Annotated in this window: 28 protein-coding genes and 1 pseudogene; 26 read left to right on the plus strand and 3 right to left on the minus strand. The window is 63.8% G+C overall.

The features are described from left to right. Positions 1–41 precede the first annotated feature (41 nt). The 15 genes from NKI37_RS29935 (at position 42) to NKI37_RS30005 (ending at position 10,869) form a co-directional block, all read left to right on the plus strand. A complete protein-coding gene (locus tag NKI37_RS29935) occupies positions 42–290 on the plus strand; it encodes a transcriptional regulator domain-containing protein (protein ID WP_081725623.1) in 249 nt (82 codons plus the stop codon). Between the two features lie 67 nt (positions 291–357). Next, entirely contained in the window at positions 358–807 is a 450-nt protein-coding gene (locus NKI37_RS29940; protein ID WP_348626599.1) for a DUF2285 domain-containing protein, read from the plus strand. Between the two features lie 141 nt (positions 808–948). Continuing rightward, on the plus strand, positions 949–1,230 hold the full coding sequence (locus NKI37_RS29945; protein ID WP_023808373.1) for a helix-turn-helix transcriptional regulator: 282 nt from the start codon (positions 949–951) through the stop codon (positions 1,228–1,230). Positions 1,231–1,246: 16 nt separating this feature from the next. Further along, positions 1,247–2,407, plus strand: a complete 1,161-nt coding sequence (locus tag NKI37_RS29950) for a replication initiator protein A (RefSeq protein ID WP_081725622.1) — start codon at positions 1,247–1,249, stop codon at positions 2,405–2,407. After that, complete coding sequence (locus NKI37_RS29955) at positions 2,404–2,646, plus strand: hypothetical protein (RefSeq protein WP_352791379.1); 243 nt, start codon at positions 2,404–2,406, stop codon at positions 2,644–2,646. Before NKI37_RS29950 ends, NKI37_RS29955 begins: the two co-directional genes overlap by 4 nt. Continuing rightward, entirely contained in the window at positions 2,643–3,164 is a 522-nt protein-coding gene (locus tag NKI37_RS29960; protein ID WP_023808376.1) for a DUF2840 domain-containing protein, read from the plus strand. The genes NKI37_RS29955 and NKI37_RS29960 overlap by 4 nt, the downstream gene beginning before the upstream one ends. Next, a complete protein-coding gene (locus NKI37_RS29965) occupies positions 3,161–3,706 on the plus strand; it encodes a S26 family signal peptidase (RefSeq protein ID WP_023808377.1) in 546 nt (181 codons plus the stop codon). The genes NKI37_RS29960 and NKI37_RS29965 overlap by 4 nt, the downstream gene beginning before the upstream one ends. Positions 3,707–3,776: 70 nt before the next feature. Beyond that, positions 3,777–4,112 carry a DUF736 domain-containing protein gene (locus tag NKI37_RS29970; protein WP_023808378.1) on the plus strand — a complete coding sequence of 112 codons (336 nt, stop codon included), beginning with the start codon at positions 3,777–3,779 and terminating at the stop codon, positions 4,110–4,112. A gap of 3 nt (positions 4,113–4,115) precedes the next feature. Beyond that, positions 4,116–4,889: a lytic transglycosylase domain-containing protein gene (locus NKI37_RS29975; RefSeq protein ID WP_023808379.1), complete on the plus strand. Its 774-nt coding sequence runs from the start codon at positions 4,116–4,118 to the stop codon at positions 4,887–4,889. A gap of 243 nt (positions 4,890–5,132) precedes the next feature. After that, entirely contained in the window at positions 5,133–6,872 is a 1,740-nt protein-coding gene (locus tag NKI37_RS29980; protein WP_023808380.1) for a relaxase/mobilization nuclease domain-containing protein, read from the plus strand. A 26-nt stretch (positions 6,873–6,898) separates the two neighbouring features. Continuing rightward, positions 6,899–8,884, plus strand: coding sequence for a conjugal transfer protein TraG (locus NKI37_RS29985; protein ID WP_023808381.1), 1,986 nt, complete (start codon positions 6,899–6,901; stop codon positions 8,882–8,884). Positions 8,885–8,891: 7 nt separating this feature from the next. Beyond that, on the plus strand, positions 8,892–9,347 hold the full coding sequence (locus NKI37_RS29990) for a ribbon-helix-helix domain-containing protein (protein ID WP_023694923.1): 456 nt from the start codon (positions 8,892–8,894) through the stop codon (positions 9,345–9,347). Between the two features lie 112 nt (positions 9,348–9,459). Further along, entirely contained in the window at positions 9,460–9,807 is a 348-nt protein-coding gene (locus NKI37_RS29995) for a type II toxin-antitoxin system RelE/ParE family toxin (RefSeq protein ID WP_031209206.1), read from the plus strand. Next, positions 9,804–10,121, plus strand: coding sequence for a helix-turn-helix domain-containing protein (locus tag NKI37_RS30000; RefSeq protein ID WP_023808383.1), 318 nt, complete (start codon positions 9,804–9,806; stop codon positions 10,119–10,121). Before NKI37_RS29995 ends, NKI37_RS30000 begins: the two co-directional genes overlap by 4 nt. 382 nt (positions 10,122–10,503) lie before the next feature. Next, positions 10,504–10,869 (plus strand): hypothetical protein, encoded by a 366-nt coding sequence (locus tag NKI37_RS30005; protein ID WP_155927464.1) that lies wholly within the window; start codon positions 10,504–10,506, stop codon positions 10,867–10,869. Here NKI37_RS30005 and NKI37_RS30010 read toward each other — a convergent pair. Then, positions 10,822–11,307 carry a hypothetical protein gene (locus NKI37_RS30010; protein WP_352791374.1) on the minus strand — a complete coding sequence of 162 codons (486 nt, stop codon included), beginning with the start codon at positions 11,305–11,307 and terminating at the stop codon, positions 10,822–10,824. The genes NKI37_RS30005 and NKI37_RS30010 overlap by 48 nt on opposite strands. A gap of 273 nt (positions 11,308–11,580) precedes the next feature. Between NKI37_RS30010 and trbB the strand changes: the two genes are divergently transcribed. The 11 genes and pseudogenes from trbB (at position 11,581) to NKI37_RS30065 (ending at position 21,504) form a co-directional block, all read left to right on the plus strand. After that, on the plus strand, positions 11,581–12,597 hold the full coding sequence (trbB, locus tag NKI37_RS30015; protein WP_023808386.1) for a P-type conjugative transfer ATPase TrbB: 1,017 nt from the start codon (positions 11,581–11,583) through the stop codon (positions 12,595–12,597). Then, positions 12,594–12,926, plus strand: coding sequence for a TrbC/VirB2 family type IV secretion system protein (locus NKI37_RS30020; protein WP_023694927.1), 333 nt, complete (start codon positions 12,594–12,596; stop codon positions 12,924–12,926). The genes trbB and NKI37_RS30020 overlap by 4 nt, the downstream gene beginning before the upstream one ends. Next, positions 12,926–13,222 carry a VirB3 family type IV secretion system protein gene (locus NKI37_RS30025; protein ID WP_023694928.1) on the plus strand — a complete coding sequence of 99 codons (297 nt, stop codon included), beginning with the start codon at positions 12,926–12,928 and terminating at the stop codon, positions 13,220–13,222. Before NKI37_RS30020 ends, NKI37_RS30025 begins: the two co-directional genes overlap by 1 nt. 14 nt (positions 13,223–13,236) lie before the next feature. Beyond that, the gene (gene trbE / locus NKI37_RS30030) at positions 13,237–15,690 is read left to right on the plus strand and encodes a conjugal transfer protein TrbE (RefSeq protein WP_352791371.1); all 2,454 of its coding nucleotides are present in this window, start codon (positions 13,237–13,239) and stop codon (positions 15,688–15,690) included. Then, positions 15,687–16,445 carry a P-type conjugative transfer protein TrbJ gene (trbJ, locus tag NKI37_RS30035; protein WP_023808388.1) on the plus strand — a complete coding sequence of 253 codons (759 nt, stop codon included), beginning with the start codon at positions 15,687–15,689 and terminating at the stop codon, positions 16,443–16,445. Before trbE ends, trbJ begins: the two co-directional genes overlap by 4 nt. Before the next feature lie 10 nt (positions 16,446–16,455). Then, on the plus strand, positions 16,456–16,851 hold the full coding sequence (gene trbK-alt / locus NKI37_RS30040; protein WP_031209212.1) for a putative entry exclusion protein TrbK-alt: 396 nt from the start codon (positions 16,456–16,458) through the stop codon (positions 16,849–16,851). A gap of 1 nt (position 16,852) precedes the next feature. Next, the gene (trbL, locus tag NKI37_RS30045) at positions 16,853–18,214 is read left to right on the plus strand and encodes a P-type conjugative transfer protein TrbL (RefSeq protein ID WP_352791368.1); all 1,362 of its coding nucleotides are present in this window, start codon (positions 16,853–16,855) and stop codon (positions 18,212–18,214) included. 2 nt (positions 18,215–18,216) lie between these two features. Beyond that, positions 18,217–18,900 carry a conjugal transfer protein TrbF gene (gene trbF, locus NKI37_RS30050; protein WP_023808435.1) on the plus strand — a complete coding sequence of 228 codons (684 nt, stop codon included), beginning with the start codon at positions 18,217–18,219 and terminating at the stop codon, positions 18,898–18,900. Next, positions 18,897–20,034: pseudogene (trbG, locus tag NKI37_RS30055) on the plus strand (P-type conjugative transfer protein TrbG). The gene trbF and the pseudogene trbG overlap by 4 nt, the downstream one beginning before the upstream one ends. Next, positions 20,031–21,275, plus strand: a complete 1,245-nt coding sequence (locus NKI37_RS30060) for a TraB/TrbI/VirB10 family type IV secretion system protein (RefSeq protein ID WP_023808434.1) — start codon at positions 20,031–20,033, stop codon at positions 21,273–21,275. Before trbG ends, NKI37_RS30060 begins: the two are co-directional and overlap by 4 nt. Position 21,276: 1 nt before the next feature. Beyond that, on the plus strand, positions 21,277–21,504 hold the full coding sequence (locus tag NKI37_RS30065; protein WP_023716200.1) for a DUF2274 domain-containing protein: 228 nt from the start codon (positions 21,277–21,279) through the stop codon (positions 21,502–21,504). A 57-nt stretch (positions 21,505–21,561) separates the two neighbouring features. Here the strand turns inward: NKI37_RS30065 and NKI37_RS30070 are convergent, their stop codons facing one another. Then, on the minus strand, positions 21,562–22,497 hold the full coding sequence (locus tag NKI37_RS30070; RefSeq protein WP_023716199.1) for a LysR family transcriptional regulator: 936 nt from the start codon (positions 22,495–22,497) through the stop codon (positions 21,562–21,564). Between the two features lie 11 nt (positions 22,498–22,508). Next, positions 22,509–23,504: a class I SAM-dependent methyltransferase gene (locus NKI37_RS30075; protein ID WP_023808433.1), complete on the minus strand. Its 996-nt coding sequence runs from the start codon at positions 23,502–23,504 to the stop codon at positions 22,509–22,511. Positions 23,505–23,589: the final 85 nt, after the last annotated feature.

Genomic DNA, 23,589 nt, shown 5'->3' on the forward strand with positions numbered 1-23,589 from the left:
TTGCAGGCGGGGTCTATGCGTTGTTTGCGAGGAGCTCTTGGATGAGGCCGGATACGTCGCATTGGCGAGACAATGACAGCTATGATTATTTCGATACGTTGCCCATCGAGGGGCTCGCCTGGGAGTGTCTGCGGCGTCACGAACCCTATCAACGGCACTACCAAGCGCTCCTGACCACAAGAGCCGAAAAAGCACCCTTCCAAGCTGAGACACAGCGGCTGTGGGGGTTACGATTTCCCGGCCAGGCCGGATTTGTCCGCCTTAGCGCAAGACATTCTGTGGTCGCCTGACGTCGATCCAGCTGTGGTTTCTCTCGTGCCAGCGCCGGAATTTCTGTCTTCCTTGCGATGGGCGCCGTTGACCGGCCTGGGCGTGCTCCGCGACAGCCCGGAAGGACGTCACACTGTCCACAGTGCAGGTGTCGCGACCCAACTTCTCCTTCTGCCCGGCAGTGACCCGCACGGGCACCTGGCGGCGCTGATCCCATTGGATGCAGAAACGTTGGGACGGATCGAAGCACTCACCCGTTTCTGGCGCTCCTTGCAGGGGCGCCCCACACCTTCGGATACCCGTATGACCCCACAGCAGCGCCGCCGGTTTCGTTTGATGATGCAGGCCGCTGACGCCCGTGCCAACGGCGCGAGCTACCGCGACATTGGCGTCGCCCTTTACGGGTCTGAGCGCGTCGCCGCTGATCCCTGGAAGACCTCCGCGCTGCGCGATGCGGTGATCGGTCTCGTCGAAGGCGCCACCGCCATGATCGGCGGCGGCTATTTGCAAATCCTGCGTCATCGCCGCCGATCGTAGCGGTTGTGACAATGGACAGGGGGGTAGGATTTTAGCCTCCCTCAACTTCCCCATCCCTCGCGAAGCCCATTCTGCGCCAGCGTGGTCGCCGTCCACCGCTGAACGCCAGCGGCTGCCCAAAACCCCACGGAGGTCCGACCAATGCGACCCGACATCGCCGTTTTGCCGCCGCGCTTCCTGCGCACAAAGGAAGCCGCGGATTTCCTCAGCCTGTCCGCCCGCACGCTCGAAAAGCACCGGACCTATGGCACTGGTCCTTCCTACCGCAAGCTCGGCGGCCGCGTCGTCTATGCCGTCGACGACCTTCAGGCCTGGGCCGAACGCGGCGCTGTCACCTCGACATCCGATCCGCGTGGGTCGGTCCTGCCCGCCAAGCGTCACACACCGACGCCGCCGGCGCATGGCGGACGATACGCACGCTGACCGCGCGGATTTCCAGATGGTGGCGCGAAGCCAATCCCTTTCGGAGCGCGGGCAGCTCGACCTGTTCCGGGCGCTGCCTGGCGACTTCGCCCCACGGGATGCGCAGGATCTCATGGCCTATCCGTTCTTCTCCCTGTCCAAGACCCATCGCGTCGCGCCAATCGACTTCACGGCCGGCAACGTCACGATCCGGGTCGAAGCCGTGTCCGATCATGGCATGGCGACCATCTGGGACGCCGACATCCTGATCTGGGCCGCAAGCCAGATCGTCGAGGCGCGCGACGCGGGCCTTCGCACCTCGCGCCTGATGGCCGCCACGCCCTATGAGATTCTGACCTTCGTTGGCCGCGGCAAGAGCCTGCGCGACTATCAGCGCCTGAAGGCGGGGCTTGACCGGCTGCAGTCGACCACCGTCTCGACGACGATTCGTCAGCCCGCCGAAGGCCGGCGTCACCGCTTCTCATGGATAAATGAGTGGCAGGAGCGCATCGACCGCCATGGCAAACCCGCGGGGATCGAACTGATCGTCCCCGACTGGTTCTACCAGGCGGTCATCGATGATGCGCTCGTGCTGACGATTGATCGCGCCTATTTCGACCTCACTGGCGGGCTGGATCGCTGGCTCTATCGGCTGGTGCGCAAGCATGGCGGACGCCAGCGCGATGGCTGGCGCTTCGACTTCCGCCACCTTCACCAAAAATCCGGCAGCCTGTCGCCCTACAAGCGCTTTGCCTTCGAGTTGCGCGACATCATCCGCCGCCAGCCGCTGCCCGGCTACACGCTCTTCCTCGAAGTGGAGATGGGCGGCCGGGTTCTGCTTGCCTTCGAGCGGATCGGCTCCTGTGGAAGGCCTGTGGACGGCCTCGTGCTATCGGGAACCGGACCTATCGTGCCATCGGGAACCGCAGGCTCGTGCTATCAGGAACCGAAACGGGGCCTAACCCTAGGAAAGCAAAGTCGAAATCGTGCCCTTAACTTAGACTCTAACCCAGATTCTAACTTTGAAGCGCGCGCGCGCAATGTGCAGAGGCTGATCCGCCGAACCAGCGACGCACTCGGGATAGAGACCGACAAGACCTCCAATGCGCCATCGGTTTCTGGCGGTCGCATCACGGCAACCAGCGCTTCCGAAGGTCCGACTCCGCCGCTTGATCCGCGCTCGGGAGCCACCCGATGAGCGCCGCACCCCTCAATCAAAAGAGCCGTGTCGGGTGGGCAACTTTGACGCTGCATCTCGCCGGTGAATTGACCTGCAAGGGAAATCAGTTCGCGACCTTCGTCGTGCGCCCCACCACCGACATGACGACTCAGGAGCGCGCACGCATCGCCGCTTTCGAGAACGACGTCATCGTCGCCGAAACGCTGCGCGCGAGGCTCGCGCGCGAAATTCCCACCACATCAGGAGAACCGAAATGACTGGCATTGCGGCTCCCCGCACGCGCGGCGCATTCCCGGCCACGCACCACGCTGCCGATAATCTCGTCCATGTCGAACTGACCTGGGTCGAGAAGAGGATCGAGAACTGGATACGGTTCGGCACGCCCGCCCAGGAACAGATCGTCGATCGTCGCCGGCGGATCCTGTCCTATCGTCCCGGCGTGGTCTTCGCCTTCGTGCGATGGGCGGCGAACGACTTCGGAACGATCATCTCACGCATCGACATCGTGCGTGCGGTCGCGTCTTGCGAAGCCTATCAGACACTGCCCTTCGTGCGACCCGGCGGCGACATCCTTTTGAAGGTCGAGAGCTGGCCCAAGGTCGAACGCGTGCTGCAGGCGATTGACGCCATCCAGCGCCTCGGCATCGAGCCGGAGTTGGCGTCGCCCGATCATTGGCGGCACATCCACAACCGGATAACCACCGGCCACACGCCGCGCAGCTACACACTCGACCAACATCGCGCCTTCCTGCTGCGCAAGAGGACCGAGCCGTGACGCGCGCCATGATCATATTGGCCAGCGTTATTGCAACCATCGGCGTCGGTTATCCCGGCCTCACTTCCATGCCCGCGAAGCTCATCTGGAATGCGTCAGCCAGCGCACCGATCGGCTTCTACACGATCGACTTCGACGGACCCTCCGAGGTCGCCGATCTTGTCGCCGTCAACGCGCCCGAGCCACTCGCGACGTTACTCGCCGATCGCGGCTATCTGCCGAGGGGCGTGCCACTCTTGAAGCGCATCCTTGGCGTATCGGGGCAACGGGTCTGTCGCTCGAATCTCACCATCACTGTCGATGGCATCGAGGTGGGCGCGGCGCTCGAGCGTGATCGGGCCGGCCGTGACCTGCCGGTCTGGCAGGGCTGCCGCCGCATCTCGATCGGGGAACTCTTCCTGATGAACCGGCAGGTCCGCGACAGTCTCGACGGACGTTACTTCGGCCTCCTCGCAACCAGCCAGATCATCGGCCGCGCCGTCCCGTTGTGGACGGACGAGGGCGGCAACGGCCGCTTCGAATGGCGCGCGCCAACGCGGTGAGCGCGCGACCAGCGGCGCGCGTCGTGCCGCCAGTCTTCATCACCGCACCACTCGAAAACAGGAACCTGACATGCAACAGATCGGGGAATTCACGCGCCAGAAGACAGGCTATAGCGGGCGCATCCACACGCTCAGTCTCAACCTGGATATCGCCATTGTGGCGGCAGAGGCGAGCGAAACGGAGAATGCGCCTGACTACCGCGTTCACGCCGGAAACGAGGACGGCCCCGAGATTGGTGCCGGCTGGAAACGCTCCAGCGAAAAGGCCGGAGACTATGTCTCGATCGAGCTCGACGACCCGACCTTCGCGCAGCCGATACGCGCCAACCTCTTTCGCAATGGCGACGACAAGACGTCCTGGTCGCTGCACTGGGCGCGCCCGCGCGACCGTAGCGAGAAGGATTGAACGATGCGCGCTCGCCGTCCGTCGACGAGCCATCGCGGTGCGCCCGGGCCGCTTCGCGCTGCCTGGCGCATGGCTCTGCTCCTCCTTTGCGGCCTGTCCGTCGCGACCGTCATGCCGGCGGCGACCTTGGCGCAGGACTTGGCCGTCCCACGGTCGTCCCAACGCGATCCGTTCGGCGCGCATATCGCAGAAGCCTCGCACCGCTTCGGCGTTCCGACCGCGCTGATCCGCGCCATCATACGCAAGGAGAGTGCGGGCGATATGCGTGCCGTCTCCAGCGCAGGCGCCCGCGGCTTGATGCAGATCATGCCCCGTACATGGGACTATCTGCGCGCCCGCTGGTCGCTTGGCCGCGATCCATTCGATCCCCGGGACAACATCCTGGCTGGAACGGCGTATCTGCGCGAACTGCACGATCGCTTCGGCTCGCCCGGGTTTTTGGCCGCCTACAATGCGGGACCTGCACGCTACCAGGCCTACCTCACTGGGCGTCCGTTACCGGCCGAGACCCGCGCCTATGTCGCAGCACTTGCTCGGCTTGTCGGAGGTCGCGCAACCATCCGCCCTTTCGCCGTTACGTCTGTCGAGGCCATTCCCTGGAAGCGCGGCTCGCTCTTCGTCGGTCAGCCGGATCGCAAACAAGCTGTCGCTCGGGTGCCAACCGAGCGACCACCAAATGACGCGAGCTCCGCACCCACTGTGCGCGATGTCTCCGCCATCGTGCCGCTGTCCGAAGGCCTCTTCGTGGCGCGAGCTGGCGAAGGGATCCAGCCATGAGCGCACATGGGCGTCTTCGCGCAACCGCGAGCCCCGGCGCACCGTGGCGTGGATGGAGGCGGAAAATGTGCAGAACAACCGGAAGATGGCGAGATAAAAGGCCGCGAGGTGCGGCGTCGATCGGTTGTGTTGTTTCAATAGTTTATGCAGCATTTCCGCGAGGTGCGAAGGTTTCGCGCACCTCGGCGGAGCACCGATTTACCTGTGATTTCCGTGTCTTGACACGATGTGCGGATCTTCGTCATGCACGGTGAGGATGGTTTCCGAATCCGGCCCGGCCGCATCCGCTCATCGGGCGCCCAGCGCGCCAGGCCCTTCATCGCGCAGGCGCTTGCCGCCGCCCAGAAGGCCGGCGCCCGCATCTCTCGCACAGGCCGGATCAGTGCGGGCAATCGCTCGACCTTCGGGCGTGGCCGCTCGGCGAGCGTGCGCGCCAATCGTCTCCTCACCGGCCGCTCGCGAGCCGTGATCATCAAGACACGGCTGGTGCGTCATCACGCGCGCGCAGCGCCGCTTGCCGCCCATCTCACCTATCTGCGCCGAGAGGGCGTCACCCGGGACGGGGAGAAGGCCAGGCTGTTCGGGCCGGGGGCCGGGGAGGTGGATGGCGGTGCTTTTGCCGAGCGGTGCGGCGATGATCGGCACCACTTCCGCTTCATCGTCTCGCCGGAAGATGCCGCCGACATGGCGGACCTCAAATCCTTCGCCCGCGATCTGATGGGGCAGATGGAAAAGGACCTCGGCACAAAACTGGATTGGGCTGGCGTCGATCACTGGAACACCGACAACCCGCACCTTCACATCATCCTGCGCGGCCAGACTGATGACGGGCAGGATCTTGTGATCTCGCGCGATTACATCAAGGAGGGGATGCGCGCCCGCGCGGCCGATCTTGTTACCCAGGAGCTCGGCCCGCGCACCGATCTCGACATCCATCGCAATCTGCAGCGCCAGGTCGAAGCCGAACGCTGGACCCAGCTTGACCGGCAGCTTGTTCGCGACGGCCGCGACACAGGCGTTGTCGATCTTGGGTCCCCGGCGAACGCTCAGCCCGATGAGTTTCACGTGCTGAAGGTCGGGCGGGTGCGCAAGCTCGAAACCCTTGGCCTTGCCGAACAGGTCGGCCCGGGCCAATGGATGATCGACGACAAGGCCGAGGCAACGCTGCGCGAGCTTGGCGAGCGCGGTGACATCATCAAGCGCATGCACCGCGCCCTGACAGAGCAGGGCATCGAGCGCGGCTCGGCGACCTATGTGCTGGCGGCGGAGCGCCTCGACACGCCGATCGTCGGTCGGCTGGTCGACCGCGGTCTCGATGACGAGTTGAAGGGCAGTGCCTACGCCGTGGTCGATGGCACCGACGGCCGCACCCATCACATCAAGCTGTCCGATCTCGATGCCGCCGGCGACAGCGCTCCGGGTTCCATCGTTGAGCTGCGCAAGTTCCATGACGCGCAGGGACATGGGCGCGCAGCACTCGCTGTCCGTTCCGATCTCGATATTGAGCGGCAGGTCACCGCCGCCGGCGCGACCTGGCTTGACCGCCAGAACATCGCCCGCGAACCGATTGCGCTGTCGGAATCCGGTTTCGGCGCCGAGGTACGGCAGGCAATGCAGCGCCGTGCCGACCACCTCGTCCAACATGGCCTCGGCGAGCGGCATGGCCAACGCACAACCTTCACTCGCAACCTGATCGACACGCTGCGTCGCCGCGAGTTGGATGCGCTCGGCGAAAAGCTCTCGGCCGAAACCGGCCAGCCTTTCAACCGCGTCCGCAGCGGCGAGTTTGTGGCCGGTTCCTGCCGGCAGCGCTTCACGCTCGCGTCGGGCCGCTTCGCCATGATCGATGACGGCCTCGGTTTCCAACTGGTGCCCTGGACGCCGTCTCTCGAAAAGCATCTTGGCCGCCACGTCTCGGGCATCGCTCGCGATGACGGCGGCATCGACTGGAGCTTCGCACGCAAGCGAAGCCTCGGTCTCTAACCCATTGTGAAGAAAGGACCGCTTCTATGTCCGCCACCAAGATACTCTGGGGCCAGATCCTCGCGGTCTTGATGATCGTGCTGATCACCATCTGGAGCGCGACGCAATGGGTGGCCTGGCGCCTGGCGTTCCAGCCCGAGCTCGGCAGGCCATGGTTCCATGTCCTGGGCTTTCCGTTTTACCTTCCGCCGTCCTTCTTCTGGTGGTGGTATGGCTTCGATGCCTACGCGCCGTCGATCTTCGTGGAGGGAGCCTTTATCGCGGCTTCCGGCGGTTTCGCCTGCGTCGCCGTCGCCATCGGCATGTCGGTCTGGCGGGCTCGCGAGGCCAAGAAGGTCGAGACCTACGGCTCCGCCCGCTGGGCCGACAAGCAGGAGATCAAGGCAACGGGCCTTCTCGGCTCCGATGGAGTGGTGCTTGGGCGGTTTGACCGCGCCTATCTGCGCCACGATGGACCGGAGCACGTGCTGTGCTTTGCGCCCACACGTTCGGGCAAGGGTGTCGGCCTCGTCGTCCCGTCGCTGCTGACCTGGCCGAGTTCAGCCGTCGTCCATGACATCAAGGGCGAAAACTGGCAGCTCACCGCAGGCTTCCGCGCCAGGCATGGCCGTGTCCTGCTGTTCGATCCAACCAATCCGAAATCCTCATCCTACAACCCGCTGCTAGAGGTGCGCCGCGGCGAATGGGAAGTCCGAGACGTTCAAAACATTGCCGACATCCTGGTCGATCCCGAAGGCTCGCTCGAGAGGCGAAACCATTGGGAGAAAACCAGCCATGCCCTGCTGGTCGGCGCGATCCTGCATGTCCTCTACGCCGAGAAGGACAAGACGCTTGCTGGCGTGGCCGGTTTCCTCTCCGATCCAAAGCGGCCGATCGAATCGACGCTGTCCGCGATGATGAAAACTGCGCATCTGGGTGACGCGGGTCCACACCCGGTCATCGCCAGCGCCGCGCGAGAGCTGTTGAACAAATCAGACAACGAGCGCTCCGGCGTGCTGTCCACCGCCATGTCGTTCCTTGGCCTTTATCGCGATCCTGTCGTGGCCGAGGTCACGCGCCGCTGCGACTGGCGCATCAGCGACCTCGTCGACGACAAGCATCCAACGACACTCTACCTCGTCGTGCCGCCGTCCGACATCAACCGGACCAAGCCGCTCATTCGCCTGATCCTCAATCAGATCGGTCGCCGCTTGACGGAAGATCTGCAGGTGAGGGCGAAAGGGCACCGGCTGCTTTTGATGCTCGACGAGTTCCCGGCGCTTGGCCGCCTCGACTTCTTCGAGTCGGCGCTCGCCTTCATGGCCGGCTACGGGCTGAAAAGCTTCCTGATCGCTCAATCCCTCAATCAGATCGAGAGGGCGTACGGCGCCAACAACTCGATCCTGGACAGTTGCCATGTCCGGGTAAGCTTTGCCACCAATGATGAGCGCACCGCCAAGCGCGTGTCCGACGCGCTGGGAACAGCGACCGAGATGAGGGCCATGAGGAACTATGCTGGCCACCGGCTGTCGCCGTGGCTCGGTCATCTCATGGTCTCCCGCTCGGAGACGGCTCGCCCTCTGCTCACGCCGGGTGAAGTGATGCAGCTCCCATCCACCGACGAGATTGTCATGGTTTCGGGTGCACCGCCGATCCGCGCCAAAAAGGCGCGCTATCATGAGGATGCTCGCTTCCAGGAACGTATCCTGCCGCCGCCGGTGCTGAAGGCGGCGGCGGAGGAGGGGAGGCCCGACGACTGGACGAAACTGCCGCTGCCTTCCCGTCCGCAGATTGCTGAAGCCACGTCGGCACCGTCGGCCACGGATGACGACACAACTGATTCCGAGCGTCGTCGGCAACCCGAGCTCAGTCGCGTCGATCAGGTCGTGAAGCCTTCGACCGAGAACGAATTCGAGATCGATCACCTGGACGACGTGGAAGACGAGGCTGCCCGCAACCGTCGACTGACGCGTCTGATGCAGGGCATTGCGCGGCAGGCGTCACTCGACCCCGGCGACGGCGTGGATATGTGAGGCTGCCATGGTAAAGCCGCCCCGCAAACAACGCCTGTCCGTCTATCTCGATCCGAAGGTCATGAGCAGGCTGGCCGAACATGCGGCGCGACGAGATTTTTCACGGTCGCTCGTCGCTGAGGCGGCCATCGAGTCGTTCCTCTCACCCGATGCCGCCGAGCGACAGGAGGCGGCGATCACCAAGCGGCTTGACCAGCTCGATCGCCGTATGACACGCCAGGAGCGCGATGTCGCAATTGCCGTGGAGACGCTCGCTGTTTTCGTCCGCTTCTGGCTGGCGACAACACCAGCGTTGCCCGAGCCTGCGGCGCAGGCAGCCCACGCCAAGGCTGGCGAGCGCTATGATGCCTTCGTCACAGCGCTCGGCCGGCGCCTGGCGAAAGGTCCAAAGCTCCGACAGGAAATCTCCGAGGATATCGATGGCGGCCTGGACACAAACCAGCCCGGCAGGCCCGTGGGCTAAATGGACGGGCGGACTGAGATTTTACAAGCCTCGATCAGGATTCTTCGTTGAAAAGTATAGTCTGTATGCTATAAGGCGAGGGCGAATGAAAAACCAAAAGCCCGCAGTATGGATGGGGTCGTCGAAGGGCGACCTGCGCGAGTTTCCGGTCGATGTTCGCCGGTTGATGGGTGTCGCAATCAACGACGCGCAGAATGGTGAGGAGCACCCGGCTGTCAAGGCCCTGAAGGGCTTTGGGGGCCGCAGCGTCCTCGAGGTGGTCGACGACTTCGACGGAGATACCTATCGGGCCGTCTATGCCGTGCGGTTTGCCGGGGTGATCTACGTGCTTCATTGCTTCCAGAAGAAGTCGAAGAAGGGCAGGGAGACACCCAGGCACGGAATCGATCTGGTTACAGTGCGATTGACGGCGGCCGAGGCGCACTACCGCGAAAACTATGGCAAAGGAACAGAGTCATGACAGAAGACATCACCGCCGAAGTGAGCAGCGGCAACGTGTTTGCGGACCTCGGCTTTGACAATCCCGAAGAGGAATTGCTCAAGGCCAAGCTGGCCCGCGAGATCCGCGCCATTATCAAGCGCCAGCGCCTGACCCAGGCGAAGTCGGCTGAACTGCTTGGAATGAAACAGCCCGACGTCTCCGCGATCGTGACCGGGCGCACGGGTAAGTTTTCAATAGACAGGCTGGTTCGCTGTCTGGACCGGCTCGACTACAAGGTCGAGGTTGTGGTTCGCCACAAGCCTCGACGGTCGACTCGTGCTGAAGCCGATTGATCAGACGGCTTTGCCGACGAGCGGACAATTAATTTTCCAGGTTTGGATGGGCGCCACCGCGACCAGGACGGTAGGATAAGAAAGCACGGGAACACGAACGTGGACACCCTTAGTCAGACCTAAGCGGTCATCTTAATCTCCCACCTGCGATAAGGGATACTGACCCGGGACTCCGGCCCGCGGGCGGGCTAGATGTGCGCGGCAAGCTCGCGTTTCAGTGCTTGGATTGCATCTGCGAAATTCCTGAGTATCCTGCTTTTGCGCATGTGAGCATAAGGTGGCGCCTGGCGCCCTGTTTGGCCACCACACTAAGAACCACCGTCGGGATGGCGACCGACAGGCTGATGTCACGGAACGCCACTCCAAGAAGGATGGTCCTCTCATGGATTCCAATGCCATTATTACGTCCCTGCCAGTGGCCGGGGCTGACCGATTTGTGCTGATTGAGGCCGCTGACGCCGCGTTCGAGGCCGTCATTGAGCGGATTGAACCGAACAACGAGGAGCAGACCCGAAGCCTTTGGGATGCCGGCGATTACATCGACAATAGCCTGTTCACAGACCTCAAACTGCCGATGCACGGGACGAGGTTGCATATTATATCGATGTATTCCTGGTACATCATGTCATTGGTCTGGCGGTTGAGGCAGACAGAGAGGCCGCCGAACCGCAGCCTTGAACGCGGCAAGGCGGTAATCAGCTCAGACCTTGTCAGTTGCGGCCGCGTCAGCCTGTTGCACCGTTCTTAAGGAGGGCGCGATCAAAAAGGTAACCTTTACCGCCACCTCTTCGAGAGTGGCGGTAAGCCGGTTGATCTGCGAGGTGGTTGCCGCCAGTTCCGGGCCGTAGCGAGTGACGAGATATTCCCGGTTCTGGCTGAGGGACTGAAGATGATTGGCGGTTTTCGCGCGAAGGCGCAGCCCCACTTCCAGGGCGCGCTCTGTACGCTCCGCCAAGTTGTGCTGCATCTTCCGAATTTGATTGGGATTGTGCCCGCGGTGGAGCAAAAGCGCGGTCAGATAGAGTTCGATCGCGTGGATGGCGGAGAGTCTGAACGGCGCCCGAGTAAGCGGCTTGCCTGATCGGCCGAGCTGAAGGAGCAGGGCTGCCGCCTTGCGGTACTCTTCGGCCAGTTCATGGATCTGCTGCGGGGAGGCCAGCTCTCCCGGATAATTGGGTTCTGTCATCACCATTTACACAATGTAAAAGGGTACCGGTTGCGGTAGTAAGCATCTCACGCCAACCCAACATCAGCAAATGTTGTCCTAGCTCAGCGCTCTCTGGAACGGATGTGCCTCAAGGTCGTCAGCCTTGATTGCCGGGCGGCACCGCCGATCTCCTGTATTTGCACGCTACGCCACTACGCCTCGACATAGGTGTTGAATCCACTCGAGATGTGGCTCTCTTAATCATCCCCGTCCAGGGGCCGCCAATGTTCCCCCGGATCGAAAGGGGACCGGATGGCAGCTTCGCATTACAATTCAGAAGGTCTCGCGCGCGGCGCACGGATGCTGCGCACGGCACTCGGACCCGCCATCGCGCGCTATCTCGACGACGCGAGCATTGTCGAGGTGATGCTCAACCCCGATGGGCGTTTGTGGATCGATCGCCTGTCCGAGGGTTTGTCCGACACAGGAGAGCGCCTGTCGGCGGCGGACGGCGAACGCATCGTTCGCCTCGTCGCTCATCATGTCGGTGCCGAAGTCCATGCCGGCGCCCCACGCGTCTCGGCGGAGTTGCCCGAGACGGGCGAGCGCTTCGAGGGGCTTCTTCCTCCCGTCGTCGCGGCGCCCGCCTTCGCGATCCGCAAGCCCGCCGTCGCCATCTTCACCCTTGAGGACTATGTCGCGGCCGGGATTATGTCGGCGCGCCAGGCGGACACGCTGCGCCAGGGCGTTGCCAACCGCGCCAACATTCTCGTTGCAGGCGGCACCTCCACGGGCAAGACCACGCTGATCAACGCGCTGCTCGCTGAAGTGGCCAAGACCGCCGATCGCGTCGTCATCATCGAGGATACGCGCGAACTGCAATGCGCCGCGCCAAATCTCGTGGCAATGCGCACGAAAGACGGCGTCGCGTCTCTATCTGATCTTGTCCGCTCATCGTTGCGCCTGCGCCCCGACCGCATCCCGGTCGGCGAGGTGCGCGGGTCCGAGGCGCTCGAACTGCTCAAGGCCTGGGGCACCGGCCATCCCGGCGGCCTGGGCACGATCCACGCCGGCAGCGCCATTGGCGCGCTCCGCCGCATGGAACAGCTCATCCAGGAAGCCGTCGTCACGGTTCCACGCGCTCTGATCGCCGAAACGATCGACCTGGTTGCCGTCCTTTCCGGCCGCGGTTCCGCGCGCCGGCTGTCCGAACTCGCCCGTGTCGATGGCCTGCGCCCGGACAGTGATTACCGGGTCGCGCCAGCCGTCCTCGATGGCGACGAGGGCCCGACCTTGCTCGTCCAAAACCCTGAAGGAGAAAATCCATGATCCAACGCCTGCGCCTCACGCGCCATCGTCTCGCCATGACAGTTACGGGTGCCACGCTCATCCTGGTGATGGCCGCGCCCGCCCATGCCTCCGGCTCGTCGATGCCGTGGGAACAACCGCTGCAACAGATCCTCCAGTCGATCGAAGGCCCGGTTGCCAAGATCATGGCGGTGATCATCATCATCGTCACCGGCCTGACACTCGCCTTCGGCGACACGTCGGGCGGCTTCCGCCGGCTCATCCAGATCGTGTTCGGCCTGTCCATCGCTTTCGCGGCGTCGAGCTTCTTCCTGTCGTTCTTCTCGTTCGGCGGCGGAGCGCTGGTCTGATGGCGGGCGCTGTCGAACAGAGCGGCCCAATGCCGGACTACGCAGTGCCGGGTTATGCGGTCCTCGTGCACCGGGCGCTGACCGAGCCGATCCTGCTCGGTGGCGCCCCGCGAGCCATTGCCATCATGAACGGGACGCTCGCGGGCGCCGTGGGGCTGGGACTGCGTCTCTGGCTCGTCGGCGTCGCCATCTGGGCCATCGGCCATGTCGCCGCCGTCTGGGCCGCCAAGCGCGATCCGCTTTTCGTCGACGTCGTTCGCCGGCATTTGCGCATCCCAGCGCATCTCACTGTTTGAGCGAGGTCGCACCGATGATGAACCTTGCCGAATATCGCAACCGTAGCAGCCGGCTCGCCGACTTCCTACCCTGGGTGGCATTGGTCGGCGCCGGCGTCGTCCTCAACAAGGATGGCAGCTTCCAGCGGACCGCGCGCTTTCGCGGCCCCGATCTCGACAGCGCCGTTCCGGCCGAACTGATTGCCGTCGCCGGCCGGCTCAACAATGCCTTCCGCCGTCTCGGCTCCGGCTGGGCGATCTTCGTCGAAGCGCAGCGCCATGCCTCGACCCGCTATCCCGACAGCAGCTTTCCGGATGCGGCCTCCACGCTGGTCGATGCGGAGCGAAAGGCGGGCTTCGAGGAGGCCGGCGCGCATTTCGAGTCCAGCTACTTCCTGACGCTCACCTATCTTGCGCCCGCCGAAGACACCGCCCGCGCGGAAAGCTGGCTCTACGAAGGCCGCGAGAAGAAGGGCCTCGACCCCAACGCGGCGCTGACCGGGTTCACTGACCGCAGCGACCGCGTCTTGCGCCTTGTCGAAGCCTTCATGCCGGAGTGCCGCTGGCTCGATGACGCCGAGACGCTGACCTATCTGCATGGCTGCGTCTCGACCAATCGCCACCGTGTCCGCGTTCCCGAAACGCCGATGTATCTCGACGCCATGCTGGCCGACCAGCCGCTGACCGGCGGGCTCGAGCCGCGGCTTGGCGCGTCGCATCTGCGCATTCTCACGGTCACGGGATTCCCGACCGCAACCACGCCGGGTCTGCTCGACGAACTGAACCGGCTGGCGTTTCCGTATCGCTGGTCGACACGCGCGATCCTGCTCGACAAGACCGATGCCACCAGGCTGCTGACGAAGATCCGGCGTCAATGGTTCGCCAAGCGCAAGTCAGTGGCGGCGATCCTCAAGGAGGTGATGACCAACGAGGCGTCCGTCCTCGTGGACACCGACGCCGCAAACAAGGCCGCCGATGCCGACATGGCGCTGCAGGAACTCGGCGCCGACTATGCCGGCATGGCCTATGTCACCGCGACGGTGACGGTGTGGGACGATGATCCCAACATCGCCGACGAAAAACTGCGCCTGGTCGAAAAGGTCATCCAGGGCCGCGACTTCACGGCGATTATTGAAACCATCAACGCCGTCGACGCGTGGCTCGGCAGCCTGCCGGGTCATGTTTATGCCAACGTCCGTCAACCTCCCATCTCCACGCTCAATCTCGCCCACATCATTCCGCTTTCCGCGGTGTGGGCGGGCGAGGTGCGGGACGAGCATTTTGCAGCGCCCCCTCTGCTCTTCGGCAAGACCGAAGGCTCGACCCCGTTCCGGCTCTCGCTTCACGTCGGTGACGTCGGCCATACGCTGATCGTCGGCCCGACCGGCGCGGGCAAGTCCGTGCTCTTGGCACTGATGGCGCTGCAGTTCCGCCGCTATCCAGGGTCACAGGTTTTCGCCTTTGATTTCGGCGGCTCGATCCGCGCGGCGGCACTCGCCATGGGCGGCGACTGGCATGATCTCGGCGGCGATCTCAGCGATGGGGCGATCGACAGTGTCAGCCTTCAGCCGTTCGCCCGCATTCACGATGTCCCCGAGCGCGCCTGGGCCGCCGACTGGATCGTTGCGATCCTGACGCGCGAGAATGTGACGATCACCCCTGAGGTCAAGGAGCATATCTGGACGGCGTTGAGTTCGCTGGCGTCCGCGCCTGTCGCGGAGCGCACCATCACCGGCCTGGTCGTGCTGCTGCAATCAAATGACCTCAAGCAGGCATTGCGCCCCTATTGCGTCGGGGGTCCCCATGGCCGGTTGCTCGATGCCGAGCGCGAGCATCTCGGATCGGCGTCGGTCCAGGCATTCGAAACCGAAGGACTGATCGGAACGGGCGCTGCGCCCGCGGTGCTATCCTATCTCTTCCATCGCATCGAGGACCGGCTCGATGGCTCGCCAACGCTTCTCATCATCGACGAAGGCTGGCTTGCGCTGGACGATGAGGGTTTTGCTGGCCAGCTCCGCGAATGGCTGAAGACGCTGCGCAAGAAGAACGCCAGCGTGATCTTCGCCACGCAGTCGCTCAGCGACATCGATGGTTCGGCAATCGCGCCCGCGATCATCGAGAGCTGCCAGACCCGGCTTCTGCTGCCGAACGAGCGCGCCATCGAGCCGCAGATCACGGCGATCTATCGCCGCTTCGGCCTCAACGACCGGCAGATCGAGATCATCGCGCGGGCGATGCCGAAGCGCGACTATTACTGCCAGTCCCGTCGCGGCAACCGGCTGTTCGAGCTGGGACTGTCGGATGTGGCGCTCGCGCTTTGCGCCGTATCCGCGAAGACCGACCAGGCCGCGATCTCCCGCATCGTCGCTGAGCACGGCCGCGACGGGTTCCTCGCTGCCTGGCTTAGCCACCGTGGCGTCGGCTGGGCCGCTGAACTGGTTCCCGCCCTAACCAGCCCCGCCCTCACCAACAAGGAGAAGTCCCCATGAAACTGCACCGCTCCCTTGGCATGCGGCTCGCTGCCGCCCTGCTTGTCGCTCCCGCCGCGCTCTCGCCCATGCTGGCAACGCCCGCACAGGCCTTGATCGTTTTCGATCCCTCGAACTATTCGCAAAACGTCCTGACGGCAGCGCGCTCGCTCGAACAGATCACCAACCAGATCACCTCGCTTCAGAACCAGGCGCAGATGCTCATCAACCAGGCGCGCAATCTCGCAAGCCTGCCGTTCTCCTCGCTGCAACAGCTCCAGCAGTCCGTGCAGCGCACGCAGCAATTGCTCAGTCAGGCGCAGAACGTTGCCTATGACGTGCAGCAGATCGATCAGGCCTTCCAGCAGAAATATGGCAACGTCTCGCTGTCGGCTTCGGATCAGCAACTCGTCGCCGACGCGCGCTCGCGCTGGGGCAACACGGTTGGTGGCCTTCAGGATGCCATGCGTGTGCAGGCGGGAGTCGTCGGCAACATCGACACCAATCGAACGCAGATGTCGGCGTTGGTCGGCCAAAGCCAGGGTGCGACCGGAGCGCTTCAGGCAACACAGGCCGGCAACCAGCTCCTCGCGCTCCAAGTGCAGCAGCTCGCCGATCTCACCGCTGTCGTCGCCGCGAACGGTCGGGCGCAAGCGTTGCAATCGGCCGAACAGGCCACCGCTGCCGACCAGGGCCGAGAGCAGCGCCGGCGCTTCCTGACGCAGGGCTCGGGCTACCAGCCCGGCAGTGCGCAGATGTTCTATGGCAAGAACTGAGGTCGGCGCGATGGAAGGCAAGCTCCTCGCTCGCATCGGCGCGGTCATCTTCATCGCGGGCGCTTTGACAGTGACCGCAATCGAGATGAGCAGCGAGGACGACGAGCCTGACGCCCTTGCGACGGGGGACCGTTCCGTCGCGCCACAACACCCACTCGCGGCCGAATTGCGCCGCTGTTCCGGGATCGGCGAGGCCGGTCCTCGCGATCCCGGCTGTCTGAAAGCGTGGGCAGCCAGCCGGCGCCGGTTTCTCGGTCAACGTGACTCGGCAACCGCGCCTGCTCCGGTAGCGCCGACAACGCTGTTTCCGAATGTGCCGCCGTCAGCCGACCGGAAAGAAGGGAAGCGGGCGGATGTGACCGCTCCCGCGATGCAGGTCGAGCCGCCCCGACCGGAGGCTCGCTGACATGGGCGGCATGGGCGTCATCGACCATTTCCTCGAAGTCTTCACGCGCTACATCGACAGCGGCTTCGGCCTGCTCGGCGGCGAGGTCGGGTTCATCGCGACGACCCTGATCGTCATCGACGTGACGTTGGCTGCGCTCTTCTGGTCCTGGGGTGCGGACGACGACATCATGGCGCGCCTCGTCAAGAAGACTCTGTTCGTCGGCGTCTTCGCCTATCTCATCTCCAACTGGAACAATCTCGCCCGCATCGTCTTTGAAAGCTTCGCCGGGCTTGGCCTGAAGGCCTCGGGTACGGGTTTTACCGTCAACGATCTCATGCGCCCGGGCAAGGTGGCGCAGACCGGGCTCGATGCCGGCCGGCCGTTGCTGGACTCGATCTCGAACCTGATGGGCTATTGGTCCTTCTTCGAGAACTTCATCCAGATCGCCTGCATGTTCTTCGCCTGGGCGCTGGTGCTGCTGGCCTTCTTCATCCTGGCAATCCAGCTTTTCGTCACGCTGATCGAATTCAAGCTGACCACGCTCGCCGGTTTCGTGCTCATTCCCTTCGGTCTGTTCGGCAAATCCGCCTTCATGGCCGAGCGGGTGCTTGGCAACGTCATCTCGTCCGGCATCAAGGTGCTGGTGCTCGCCGTCATCATCGGCATCGGCTCAACGCTCTTTTCCGAGTTCACCGCGGGGTTCAGCGGCAACACGCCGTCGATCGACGATGCCATGGCGATCGTGCTGGCCGCGTTGTCGCTGCTCGGCCTTGGCATCTTTGGACCGGGCATTGCCAACGGTCTCGTCTCCGGCGGCCCGCAACTCGGTGCGGGCGCGGCTGTCGGGACCGGGCTCGCCGCCGGCGGCATGGCAGCAGTGGGCGCCGCCGCCGCCGGTTCCGTCGTGTCCGGCGGCGCGGCTGTCAGCGGCGGTGCTGCAGCGGCGGCCCGTGGCGGTGCCGCCATGGCGGGCAGGGCGTCCACAGCCTACGGCCTCAGCGCGGCCGGAGAGTCTGGCTTTTCTGGCGTCGCATCCGGGCTCGGCGGTGTCATCAGAGCCGGCGCCCAAGGTGCCATCTCACCGCTCAAGCGTGCGGCCAATAATGCGGCAGGCAGCATGAAGCAGAGCTTCCAGTCCGGCGCTCGCGCTGCCTTCGAGACGACGGGCGGGTCATCCACGGCTGGCACAATCGGCGCGAACGCGCCCGAAGCCGGCTCCGCACCCGTCGCGTCCTCCGCAACCGAAAGTCAGCCAGCCTGGGCGAAGCGCATGAAGCGCTCGCAACAGATGACCCATGGCGTCCAGGCCGCCGCCCACGCCGTTCGCAGTGGCGACAGCCATGGCGGCGGCTCCTCGATCAACCTCTCTGAAAGTGACTGAGCATGTTCAAACGACCGTCCACGCACTACGGCAGATCCCCACAACCCGAGACGCCCTACCAGCGTGCTGCGCAGGTCTGGGACGAGCGCATCGGTTCCGCTCGCGTGCAGGCGCGCAACTGGCGGTATATGGCTTTCGGTTGCCTGGCGCTCGCCGCGGGCTTCTCCGCAGCGCTCATCTGGCAATCCGCGAAAGGCTCGATCGTGCCTTGGGTGGTGCAGGTCGATCGTCTCGGCCAGGCGCAGGCCGTGGGACCCGCGATCGGCGACTATCAGCCGAGCGATCCGCAGATTGCCTTCTACCTGGCACACTTCATCGAACAGGTGAGGTCGATCCCCGCCGATCCGGTCATCGTGCGGCAGAATTGGCTGCGCGCCTACGACTTCGCGACGAAGGGCGGGGCGCTGGCGCTCAACGACTATGCGCGCGCCAATGACCCGTTCACCAAGGTCGGAAAGCAGCAGGTCGCCGTCGACGTGTCCTCGGTGATCCGCGCATCGCCGGTGAGCTTCCGCATCGCCTGGGTCGAACGCCGCTATCAGGATGGCTCACTCGCTTCCACGGAGCGCTGGTCCGCCATTCTCACTATTGTCGTGCAGCCCCCGCGCGACGCCGATGCGCTGAGGAAGAACCCGCTTGGCATCTACATCAACGCCATCAACTGGTCGAAGGAGCTTGGACAATGACGCCCGCACCCTGCAAAGCCGCCCCCTGGGGGCGTCCGGTTTTCCTCATCCACGCTGTGCCGGCCTTCCGCAAAATAGCCTTTCCAGCACTTCTGCTTTGCACTTTGGCGCTTTCAGGCTGTGCCACCAGGCAGAAGCCGCCGGAGATTTCCTATGACGATCCGGTCCCGGCCGTGCAGGCGGTCGATCCGCCCCCGCCCGTCAAGGTGGTGGAGCTGTCTAAGCCGCTGCCGCTTCCAGGCCAGTTGAAGCCGGTCGGCAAGGCCGCAAGGCCCGAGCCGGAACCGACCGATCCGGCCGCGCGGGTGAGCCTGGCCAACGCGGCCGCGCGCGTCCAGCCTGTGCGCAACGGCTTCATCAACTCGATGCAGGTCTATCCGTTCGTCGATGGCGCGCTCTATCAGGTCTATGCCTCGCCGGGGCAGATCACCGACATCGCGCTGCAGCCCGGCGAGCAGCTCGTCGGCTCCGGTCCCGTCGCCGCCGGCGACACCGTGCGCTGGATCATCGGCGATACCGAGAGCGGTACGGGCGGCGCCAAGCAGGTCCACATCCTCGTCAAGCCGACGCGCGCCGACCTTCTCACCAATCTCGTCATCAATACCGATCGGCGTACCTATCATGGAACTGCGCTCGACGCCGTCGACCTATATGGCATCGGTTTCCTGGCAATATCCGCAGGACCAGCTCATCGCCTTGCGCAGGCAGAACCAGCAGGCTGAGGCTGCACAGCCGGTCTCGACCGGCATCGATCTTTCTCGCGTCAATTTCCGCTACGAGGTGACGGGCGATCGCGCACCGTGGCGGCCGCTGCGCGCCTTCGACGATGGCAAGCAGGTGTTCATCGAGTTCCCGCGCGGCATCGGCCAGGGCGAGATGCCGCCACTCTTCGTGGTCGGGCCGGAAGGTGACACGTCCGACTTGGTGAACTATCGCGTGCGCGGTAACCACATGATCGTCGACCGGCTGTTTGCCGCCGCCGAGTTGCGCTTCGGCGCAGGCAAGAACCAGCAGCGTATCCGCATCTCCCGCACCGACGGGGTGCGGAGCAGTCGATTTTCATTGATACGTGGCCCTGGTGAGACCCCGAAAGCGACGTTCTACCGAACAGACAAGGGAGGGTCGTCATCATGAGCGACAGATTGGATCCCGGGAAGGAAGAGGGCCGGGGGCCGGCGGATGACGCCCGGCCGGAGGCGTCGGTCGAGGATGGCGCCCGGCCCCTGACAGGCGAGCCGGCCGCGGCCATGCGGCTGCGCGCCGAGCCACCGCGGGTGACGCGTCTGTCCCGCAAGGCGCTGGCCGCGTTGGGGCTCACCGCAAGCCTCGCTGTCGGCGGTGCGCTGATCTACGCGCTGCAGAACCGTCAACAAGGCCAGGGGCAGGAGCTGTATTCGACCGACAATCGTTCGACCCCCGATGGGCTCGCCGGCCTGCCGAAAGATTATACGGGCGTTCCGAAGCTTGGCCCACCGCTTCCCGGCGATCTCGGCCGCCCGATCCTCGCCGCGCAGAATGGCGGCCCCGCGCTATCAACAGGTCCCGTTGGACCGGACCAGGAGGAGCAGCGCCGGGAGCAGGAACTGGAAGCGGCGAGGACGGCGCGCTTGTTCGCGTCCACGCAAACGTGGCCTGCAAGTGACACGACCGTCGCTCAAGTCACGACAGAAACCGTGCCACGGCCTGATCTCTCCAGCCTTGGGTTCGCGCCGCAGCCGGCCACGCCCTCGGCGCAGGACCGGCAGCGCGCGTTCCTTGATCAGCCGGCGGACAAGCGAACCGTCTCGCCTGATCGCGTGGCGGCGCCGGCGTCGAAAAACGTCCTGCAGGCGGGCGCTGTCATCGCGGCCGCCCTCATCACCGGCATTCGCTCCGACCTGCCGGGTCAGATTACCGCGCAGGTGACGGAGAATGTCTATGACAGCCCCACCGGACAAGTCCGTCTCATTCCGCAGGGGACGCGCCTCATCGGCCAGTATGACAATGGTGTCGGCTTCGGCCAGCGTCGCGTGTTGCTGGTCTGGACCAGACTGATTTTTCCGAACGGCCGCTCCATCATTCTGGAACGTCAGCCTGGCGCGGACGCGGAAGGCTATGCTGGGCTCGAGGACGGCGTTGACTATCACTGGGGCGAGCTCTTCAAGGCTGCAGCGCTCTCCACGGTTCTGAGCATCGGGGCGCAGGCAGGCTCATCGGGACAGGAGAGCAACATCATGCGCGCTCTTCGCCAGGGCGCTTCGGACAGCATCAGCCAGACAGGCCAGCAGGTCTTGCAGCGGCAGCTCAATATAGCGCCGACACTCACCATCCGGCCGGGATACCCGGTGCGCGTCATCGTCACGCGCGATCTCGTGCTTGAACCTTATGGAGGCTGAAATGGCCAAGCTGAAACTGGGGCCAATCGCTGACGACAAACCTGTCAAGGTCATGGTGGAGCTTCCCGCGGCATTGCACCGTGACCTGACCGCTTATGCCGAGATCCTCGGCCGCGAAGCGGGGCACCGGCCCGCCGATGCGCCGCGCCTCATCGTTGCGATGTTGGAGCGGTTCATTGCGACGGATCGGGGCTTTGCCAGGGCCAAGCGTTCGGAAAGTGCTGGCTAAGGGCCTGGGGACCGAAGTCGAACCGGGTCAGTCGCGCCTCCCATGCCTGGCGTGACTTCAGAAATCGCGCCGCGGCGAGCTCCTCCATTGACAGGTCCCGGGTCGTGCTGCTGTCGCCATGTTTCTTGCGGTCCCAACCAGCCGCAAGAGCGCGCGCTTTGGGTTCGATTCAAGCCACACTGCCTTGATCCAACTGATGCTGCTCTGCCCACGGATCGGTTTCCACACTGTGGCGTCGATGGCGACTGTCCTGGCAAAACCCTCGCCCGCCAGAGTGACGCCTTGACCGAGTTGCACCTTGAGGATGACCGTTGCTTCGCTGGCGCGACATATCTGGATAGCGGGGCCACCATTCGCAGCGATATGCTCCAGCAATTGCGGATCCCGGGAGGATTCGCCTGAAACCAGCAGACACGTATCTGCAAGATCTGCCCATCTGACCGCAGGCTTTTCTGCAAGCGGATGGTAGCAGGGCAGGAGAACGAACAAGCGCTCGTGCGCAAATATCTCGCTACGGCACAGGGCGGCGTTCTCAAGCCCGTGCGTGAAGACGATGTCGAGGCGCCGGCGGCGTATAGCCGCCAGGCACTGTTCGAGTGGAACGTCTTCGATCTCGACGCACACGTCTGGATGTAAACGGCCAAAACGATCGATGAGACGTGTCACGAACGTGCGCCCCATCTGGGCGCATAATCCTATCCTGAGCGTTTTGACATCCTGGTGACCGCGACTACCTCCAGCCAGTGCATCCTGCAAGCCTTCATAATGGGCCCGGACAAGATCGACCCAGGCCCGGCCTGCCTCGGTCAGCCGAACGCCATGGACGTCGCGGTCAAACAACTGCATGTCGAGCAACTGCTCGAGAGCTACGATGTTGCGGCTGACACAGGATTCCCTCACTCTGAGAACTCTTGCAGCCTGCCTGAGGCTGCCATGGTCGACAGCTGCGAAGACATGGTCCAAACGGCGGAGCGTGTTGTCGACCTGTCCCAAGGCGCAGGAGCCTATTCCTGCGCGGCAGGGACGCTAACTGGCAGGGGCGGACACAAGCTCGTTTCGTAGACGTACTCGTGCGGAATGGCCGGAGTGGCCATCTGGGAGAGGTACCGGTTTAGGTTTTCCTCGCTATTGCTCGCCGCCAGGCTACAGAAATTTCCGCTGTTCCACGTCAGTGAGCAGTAGCTGAAATGCTGGCGTATGGCGTCGGCCATCTGTGCCAAAGTCACCTCATTGCCGAACATCGTATCCAGAACGAGGGTTTGCTTCTTCTCGATTTCATCTGGGGGAAAATAGCGCGCCTTGAACCCAAAATCCTTCTGGTATTCGCGACGCCTGTAGTCCGGCTCCTCGGTTGCCCGGAACTTTTCGACGAAGACGAAGATTCCGTCCTGCTTGAGGTGCTGGGTCACGAATTCGATCTGGCTTGCTCTGTTGGGCGAGTACATCTGAAAGGTCGTATCTTCGAGAATGATGTCGAACCCGTGGGCAAAATTTGCCAGTCGCGGATCTGAACGCAGGACGTCCTTTGTCAAATGATGAAAGGGGCCGACGAAGAAGTCAGCGTGCGGCGGTTCGCCATAAGCCATGAAGCAATTGTAATTCTCCGCGTTCGGGCTGCACGACAGTGTGCGTATCTGTCCCTCCGACAGTTCGGACAGTGTCCTCGCCATCGTGCCTTCCGCTGTTCCAAGGCTGTATAGCGAATGCGGACCACCACGATCCCGTGCGTATTTCAGCATTGCGTAGGCCATCCGGCACTCCTCCTCCAATCTGTAGGGAATGCTGCCGTGATAATGCTGGTCAAAAAAGCCTTGTCGTGCCCCATGCAGGCTGACCAGGCCGCGCAGCAGTTCATCGCTCGGCAGAAGCCGGGCGTCGGCGACGGGCTTGCGGATTGGCATCCCGCTCTTGCCAGCGGCGGTCGCCGCGAAAAAGCCTGCCAGTCCGTTGATCCGTGGGCCGTGGTCGCACTCAGCCAGAAAGTCGTCGAGTCCACGCATCGCAGTATGCCTCCAGCACCGTTCCATTGGTGAGATGCCGATACGTCGATGGGGGAAATTCCACCAAGATAAGTGGGGTCTAATA

Source organism: Mesorhizobium sp. M0626 (genome assembly GCF_040320665.1).
In the GTDB taxonomy this organism is placed as follows: Bacteria; Pseudomonadota; Alphaproteobacteria; order Rhizobiales; family Rhizobiaceae; genus Mesorhizobium.